This is a genomic window from Wolbachia endosymbiont of Madathamugadia hiepei (assembly GCF_013366855.1).
GTDB lineage: Bacteria > Pseudomonadota > Alphaproteobacteria > Rickettsiales > Anaplasmataceae > Wolbachia.
Genome location: NZ_WQMP01000055.1, coordinates 1 through 6,317 on the forward strand (window position 1 = coordinate 1; position 6,317 = coordinate 6,317).

7 protein-coding genes are annotated in these 6,317 nt (G+C 35.0%); 5 read left to right on the top strand and 2 right to left on the bottom strand.

Annotated features, from left to right (window positions below; genetic code table 11):
• Nucleotides 1-193 precede the first annotated feature (193 nt).
• Both GO685_RS02785 and GO685_RS02790 read left to right on the top strand, forming a co-directional pair.
• Nucleotides 194-847 carry a hypothetical protein gene (locus GO685_RS02785; protein ID WP_175937483.1) on the top strand — a complete coding sequence of 218 codons (654 nt, stop codon included), beginning with the start codon at nucleotides 194-196 and terminating at the stop codon, nucleotides 845-847.
• Nucleotides 793-1,005 carry a hypothetical protein gene (locus GO685_RS02790; RefSeq protein ID WP_175937484.1) on the top strand — a complete coding sequence of 71 codons (213 nt, stop codon included), beginning with the start codon at nucleotides 793-795 and terminating at the stop codon, nucleotides 1,003-1,005. The genes GO685_RS02785 and GO685_RS02790 overlap by 55 nt, the downstream gene beginning before the upstream one ends.
• Nucleotides 1,006-1,021: 16 nt before the next feature.
• On the opposite strand, the gene miaA is transcribed toward GO685_RS02790, so the two are convergent.
• Complete coding sequence (gene miaA / locus GO685_RS02795; protein WP_175937485.1) at nucleotides 1,022-1,912, bottom strand: tRNA (adenosine(37)-N6)-dimethylallyltransferase MiaA; 891 nt, start codon at nucleotides 1,910-1,912, stop codon at nucleotides 1,022-1,024.
• A 75-nt stretch (nucleotides 1,913-1,987) separates the two neighbouring features.
• On the opposite strand from miaA, the gene GO685_RS02800 reads away from it, so the two are divergent.
• Nucleotides 1,988-2,458: a hypothetical protein gene (locus tag GO685_RS02800; protein WP_175937486.1), complete on the top strand. Its 471-nt coding sequence runs from the start codon at nucleotides 1,988-1,990 to the stop codon at nucleotides 2,456-2,458.
• A gap of 546 nt (nucleotides 2,459-3,004) precedes the next feature.
• Here GO685_RS02800 and GO685_RS02805 read toward each other — a convergent pair.
• The gene (locus GO685_RS02805) at nucleotides 3,005-4,969 is read right to left on the bottom strand and encodes a heme lyase CcmF/NrfE family subunit (RefSeq protein ID WP_175937487.1); all 1,965 of its coding nucleotides are present in this window, start codon (nucleotides 4,967-4,969) and stop codon (nucleotides 3,005-3,007) included.
• Between the two features lie 180 nt (nucleotides 4,970-5,149).
• On the opposite strand from GO685_RS02805, the gene GO685_RS02810 reads away from it, so the two are divergent.
• Entirely contained in the window at nucleotides 5,150-5,887 is a 738-nt protein-coding gene (locus GO685_RS02810) for a hypothetical protein (protein ID WP_175937488.1), read from the top strand.
• Nucleotides 5,888-5,912: 25 nt separating this feature from the next.
• On the top strand, nucleotides 5,913-6,203 hold the full coding sequence (locus tag GO685_RS02815) for a hypothetical protein (protein ID WP_175937489.1): 291 nt from the start codon (nucleotides 5,913-5,915) through the stop codon (nucleotides 6,201-6,203).
• Nucleotides 6,204-6,317 lie beyond the last annotated feature (114 nt).

The window sequence follows — 6,317 nt, forward strand, 5'->3', positions numbered from 1 at the left end:
ATATCCGTCAGAACAGGCATGAGCTCTCACGATTGTTCCGTCAATTATGTGCACTTCCAAATCTGGCTCTTGTCTATATTTAAGCAACTTTAAATATTCTCAATTTCTCTTTGCTCTTGCTGTGTATTCCTTTCACGCTTTTCAAAGAACTAAAAACTTGTTTTCAATTTCCTTCTTTTATATAATATGCCATTTGGTAGTTTCTCTATTTTTAGCTAAGTTAAACTACCAGTTTTTGCTACATCTTTCCTTATTTTCTCATGATAAACTTTTTTCACAGAGCCTAGACATTAAGAGAATGAATTTTGTTATTCAGGGTAGTGCCATAACAAAAGAGTTTATTAACGAATTACATAATAAGTATGATGCCCTGGTTGAGAGTAAGCAGTACCGCAAGTTTGCAAAAGAAGTTTTCAAGGAAATGTTCAAATATGTTGAAGCTCAAGTCCCAAGCGATCCTATCTTGGAGGAATTAGTTACCAATTGTAATCAAGCAGGGTATAAAGCTGCTTTATTTACACAAATTAGCCTTGGTAAGTATGGTCTAATGCTACAAAATCCTGTAAAAGTGATAAATATTGACTGTACTGATATAAATCACATAACAGTGAAATCTGATATGATAATACCTATAGTTAAATCTAATGATCCAGAAGAAGAAGCTTGCCGGATAAATAGCTCACTAGAATTCACACTTGAATCTCAAGATGGAAAAGATGGTGTAACATATAAAGATGGTAAATTATTACTCACTATTTCTGAGAAGCTAAAGACTACCCAGTTGTTGATGAAATGCAACAAAGTAAAAGTTTATTTGGTGTCATTAAAGAAATTTTTCTCCAATTGATTGAGAAAGTTTTTGGCCATACTAATGATATAAAAATAATAGAAGAGAACGATGTGATTACAATGGCAGGCAGCTTTGGCAAGTCATTGAAAGTAGAGAGTACACTAAAGGAAGTCAAGCCAATAATGAGTGGCATTGAGGCTAACCGGAACAAGTAATAGTAAAAAACTGCATCTAGTCAAAAGAGAGTGAAAATTCTTCTACACAATCAATCACTTCAGCATTTGGAAATTGATTTTTAAACCAAGTGTATTGACGTTTCGCATAATGCCTTGTGTTTGTTTGAGCAATTTGTATTGCTTCATCTAAATTGAGCTCACCTTTTAAGTACTTTATAATTTCTGGCACTCCGTGTGCTTTCATAGCTGGCAAATGTGGAGCTAGGTTCATGCTAAGTAGCTTTTCTACTTCATCAATTGCTCCATTTTCAACCATTTTAATAAAACGAAAATTTATTTTTCGGTATACGTTTTCACGCTCAGGCAAAATTGTATATATCTTAAAATTATTGAATAAAGGAGGCTGTCTATGCTCTTGCCATACGAAAATTGACTTGCCAGTTTCAGTGATAACTTCAAGTGCCCTTGAAAGGCGGTGCGAGTCGTTCATGAATATTTTACCTTGAATTTTTGAGTCTTTGCTTAGCGCTAATTTGTAGAACTCTTCTCTACTTAAATTTTTTCTAAGTTCACTTACATTTTGCCTTACTTCCTGGCTTATTTGTGGAATTGACGATAAGCCCTTGATTAAGCTGCTGATATAAAGCCCACTTCCTCCAATGATGATAGGTATTCGTGAATTCTCCAGCGCACTATTGACTTCTCTCTTTAAATCCTCTAGCCATAAACCTACGGAATAATTTTCTCTTGCTGAAACATAACCATATAGTTTATAAAATTTTTCTTGCCTTGGTGGCTGAGAAGTGATTATGGGAATTTCTTTATATACCTGCTTCGAATCACAGTTTATTATGTCAATATTCCCATATTTTTCTATCAAGTTATCGCATAATTCTGATTTACCTGAAGCTGTAATTCCTGTAATAATTACTAGATTATCTCTCATTTATATTAATTTAATTAACGTATGATAGGGTGTAGTAAAAATTTAGATTCTACAATCTAAAGTTTGGAGATTTTTATGACAGAGAACAACGATAATAACCCATTTACTAAGCGTTTCACAAACAGGACTCCTGGCGATACAGGAGGAGGTTTTTCCAGTAAGTATTCATCCCAAAACACCAAAGAGCGTGCACTGGGGGAAAAAGGAAAAATTTCTCAGCTAGCAAGCAAAAAAGCTGAATCCAAAAAAGCTTTTTCTGAAAGTGGCAGCATAAAAAGTAAAAGCAGAACTGTCAATGAGAGATCCTTTGCTAATGCAACAAGAAGAAGCAGATCAGATCTCATATATTTAGTTCGTGGTAAGGATTGCGGAAGATCAGCATGGCATTATGTATTAGTTGATAAAGATAAAAGAGAGATGTTTCTTGCAAAAAGTAGGACTGGCTCTATGGATGTTGCAGATTATGGGGAGATTTTATATTCAGGATGGGGGGAAGATCCACCACAAGAAATAGTTGAGAAAATCAATGAAGAGTTTGGGCTATAGCAAATCTGTTGCGAGCCCCACATTGGGCTTCTGCATAACCGAAACTGAAAAATTTTGGCATTTTTTTTGTGCTCTTAAGTTGCCTGGCTATGAATGTTAAGAAATTTACTAAATGAAAAAAAAGCAAAAGAAGCCCTGGTCGGTATTTATTTTCAGTATTGGCGTTTTTATGCCTTAAACGCTGCAATTTAGCTGCTTTTAAATGCAACTAGTCTAAACTATAATATTTAAGAAATTTACCAGACAGAGGAAAAAGAGAATAAAACCCTGAGGTAGCTAGTTATTTCACTCTCTATTTTAAAATCCGGCGTTGGGTGATGTCTTAAACGACTTATAAGCGCGTTTCAGCTTGTATGGGTTAAAACCCGAAGTTTTAAAAAGACATGCAGTGCACATAGTGCGAAAAATTAAACAATAGTACGCCAAATACAAGTTTTCTTGTCATTTTAACCTGTACAGATTGGGAAGTTAAATAATAGCTTTAGCCTCATTATAACAGGGTTGGAGGGACTTGTCAAGTAGTTTTTTGTGATAGTAGGAGTCCTATTAAAATCTTCTCAATAAAGGCAAAGCAGCAAGGAGCGAACCAAAAGCAATGAGGAAGGACCCAAGCCAGATTACAGGCATTCCAGGTTTATAGTGCACTTTGGCTGCAATTTTGCTCTTACTCTTATCGATCTCGCCAATTACAACATAAATATCAGAAAATAAATTGTGGTAAATACTGCTCTCAACATTCTTTTGACCCTCCACAAGATAAAATCTATATTCAGGAGTTACTTCACCTATTACCTTATTATTCAGCAAATTCCTGATATCCATTGTTCCTCTCACTGCATGGAAATTTTTCTCTTTTATAAATTCAATATTTCGCAAAGTAACTTTGAATTTATTGACTGTTATGCTATCCCCTATTTTTAGGTAATTCTCCTTTTTTTCCTGCCAACCAACGGAATAGGTTATACCAAGCACCAAAATTGCCACTCCAGCATGAGCGAGCATCATTGTGTAGTAGGACTTGGAAACTCTTTTTGCTAGTAAAATTGATTCACTAAGTGCAGCCTTAAATAAGCGAATTCTTTTACTATACGCCTCTAAAACAAAGACTAATAGTGCTATGGAGATGGTAATTGACAGTACTATTATTAATTCCATGTGAAAAATAAACGGCAAAATAGCCGCAGCGCTACAAAATGAGAATCTATATTCACGGAATATTGGCAACAGGCTATTTCCCTGCCAACGGCAGTATTGCCCAATTATCGTAAGGACTAGAATAGCCAGTGCAATGGGGTTGAACAAGGAATTATAATACGGGGCTCCAACTGAAATAAGTTCGCCGGTTAAATATTCAAGCATCATAGGATATAAAGTGCCAACGAATACGACGAAAAAAGCAGTGATGAACAATAAATTGTTTATCAACATCATCGTGAAACGTGAGAAGAATTTTCTCCCCCCTGTCATCTGAATGGTTTGATTGTTTGCTTCTTTTTTTCTGGATTCCAGTGTCAGGCAATGGAATGACACTAAAGATGGACGATTTTTTCTTGTAAATACTACAAATATTACTAAGCTACTGGCTGTAATTATACCAAGTAGGGCTAATATATACAGTCCATACTTTGGATCATCAGCGAATGTGTGTACTGAAGCGAGTATTCCAGAGCGGACTAAAAATGTTCCGGTTACACTCAATATAAAAGTTGCAAGTGTGAGCAAAATGGCAAAGTTTCTTAAAACATTGAAATTTCGTACCACAAGTAGCAGATGTGTCAGCGCCACTGCAACTAACCATGGCATCAAAGAAACGTTTTCCACCGGATCCCAAAACCAAAATCCACCCCAACCAAGTTCACGATATGCCCACCAACTGCCAAGGCTAATGCCAAAAGTAAATAGCGACCAAGAAATAAGCACCCAAGGCCTAATAATTCTAGCCCAAACATTTCCTTCAGTGTTCGTAATTAATCCAGCTATAGAGAGCGAGAAGGGAACGCTAAATCCGAGGTACCCCAAATACAATATCGGTGGATGAATAGCAAGACCTATGTCTTGCAATATTGGGTTAAAACCGAGACCATCTGTTTCAATGCTTGGCATTTTAGTAAAAGGATTAGACTCAAATAAAGTGAACAACAAAAAACAAAAGCAAATCAAGCCTTGAGTGATCAAGGATACCTTCTTCAGTTTACTATTGTTATCAATGAAAATACCCATCAGAAACAGGTAAAAGGCAAGCACTAAAGTCCAAAGTAACATAGACCCTTCTTTATTTCCCCAAATACCACAGATCTTATATACCAAAGGCTTTGTTGTATGAGAGTAGTAATATACGTTTTCGAGTGAGAAATCGTCTGTAATGTGACAGTAAACTAAAACAGCCATTGATACCGATACACAGAAAAATATAGCAGTGGTAACGAACCGATAGGAACTGAGCGGTAGAAATAAATATGCTAGAGACAATAAGCAGGCTACCAATAGCAATATATTCCCAAGTTCAGGCATAAACTGTAGTTATTTATATAATGATATTACTAATAACGAGCTAGGAGTTAAAGTTTTAATATAGAAGCAAAGCTAGTGTGGCACCTCAATATTTTGCTGAGCTAACCACATTAACGGTAAGTAAAATTAAATATTAAGTTTTATACTTTTATTGTGTAGCATTAGTACTGGAGTAACATTATGGGTGCAATCAAAATTAGTAAATCTCTATTTAGCAGAAGTAATAAAATAACAAAACAGTATGACGAACTAATAGTTGAAAAAAATCTCTATACTGTTTTAGGTTTTAAAGGCAGAGAAGATTTTAAAAATAAGACAAGTAAGCTGTTTAATAATGATGAGAAGCAACTTAAAAAACTACAAGACAAGCTATGTCATAGATTCGAAAAGAAAATAAAAGGTGATAAAGGAAATAACAAAGCAGCTCAGAACATCAATAATACTATCAAAGAATCTAAGACTACTGGAAGTAAACTAGATAGTTTATTGGAATTTAAAAAACAGCTACAAAGCTTTCTAAAAGATCAAAATGATCAAGGTATTGTGCTAAATGCAATTGACCCTGCTAGTGCTGCACGTGTAATTGAAGTTAGTGGTATAAATCCAAAAGAGCGTGATATCAAAAAATTGAAGAAAGCTCAACCTCTGACCTCTAACAAGCAGGATTTTGAAAACGCTTTAGGATACATAGAGTCACAAGAAAAAGCTATTGGAATTACGTTAGAGGAACTTAGGGAATACAAAAAACACTCCATTAAGATTCTCCTGCTGAATTACATTGACTCACTGAGAAAAAAATACCCTAAATTACACAGTAAAAGAGAAGAGGCTATAGCAACGTTATCAAGCAATGAGCTGAAGAATTTTTATGATAAAAGCGTAGAAAAAGGGGTATTACAGCCACTGGCGTCTTATTAAAGAGTGCAAAAACCTATATGATAAAATGAACCAGGCGGAAAAAGAATCAAAGAGTATAATTGAAAGGAAAGAATGGGAGGAGAATTTGAAGAAAACAGATAAGTCGATAGTCAAAACAATCAACGACATAAAAAAATATAGAGAAGCAATCCTTCACTGTAAACACTTTCAAAACTCTTACATAAAGGAAAAAGAGGCGCATCCATTTAGGAGTAAATCATGCCAGAAAATGATCGATATATATCAAGAAAGAATTGCTGGATATCAGGAGCAAATTCGTCAAAACTTAACCCAAATAACGCTAACTATGGATTAGAAAGAGAGTAGAGAGAGAAATAAGGTAAACTCCAGTATTTTAGCAACAATAGGAGGTTACCCAATGCATAAGAATATAACAGAGTTATTCTGTTTTGTAGATGATTATTGTAAA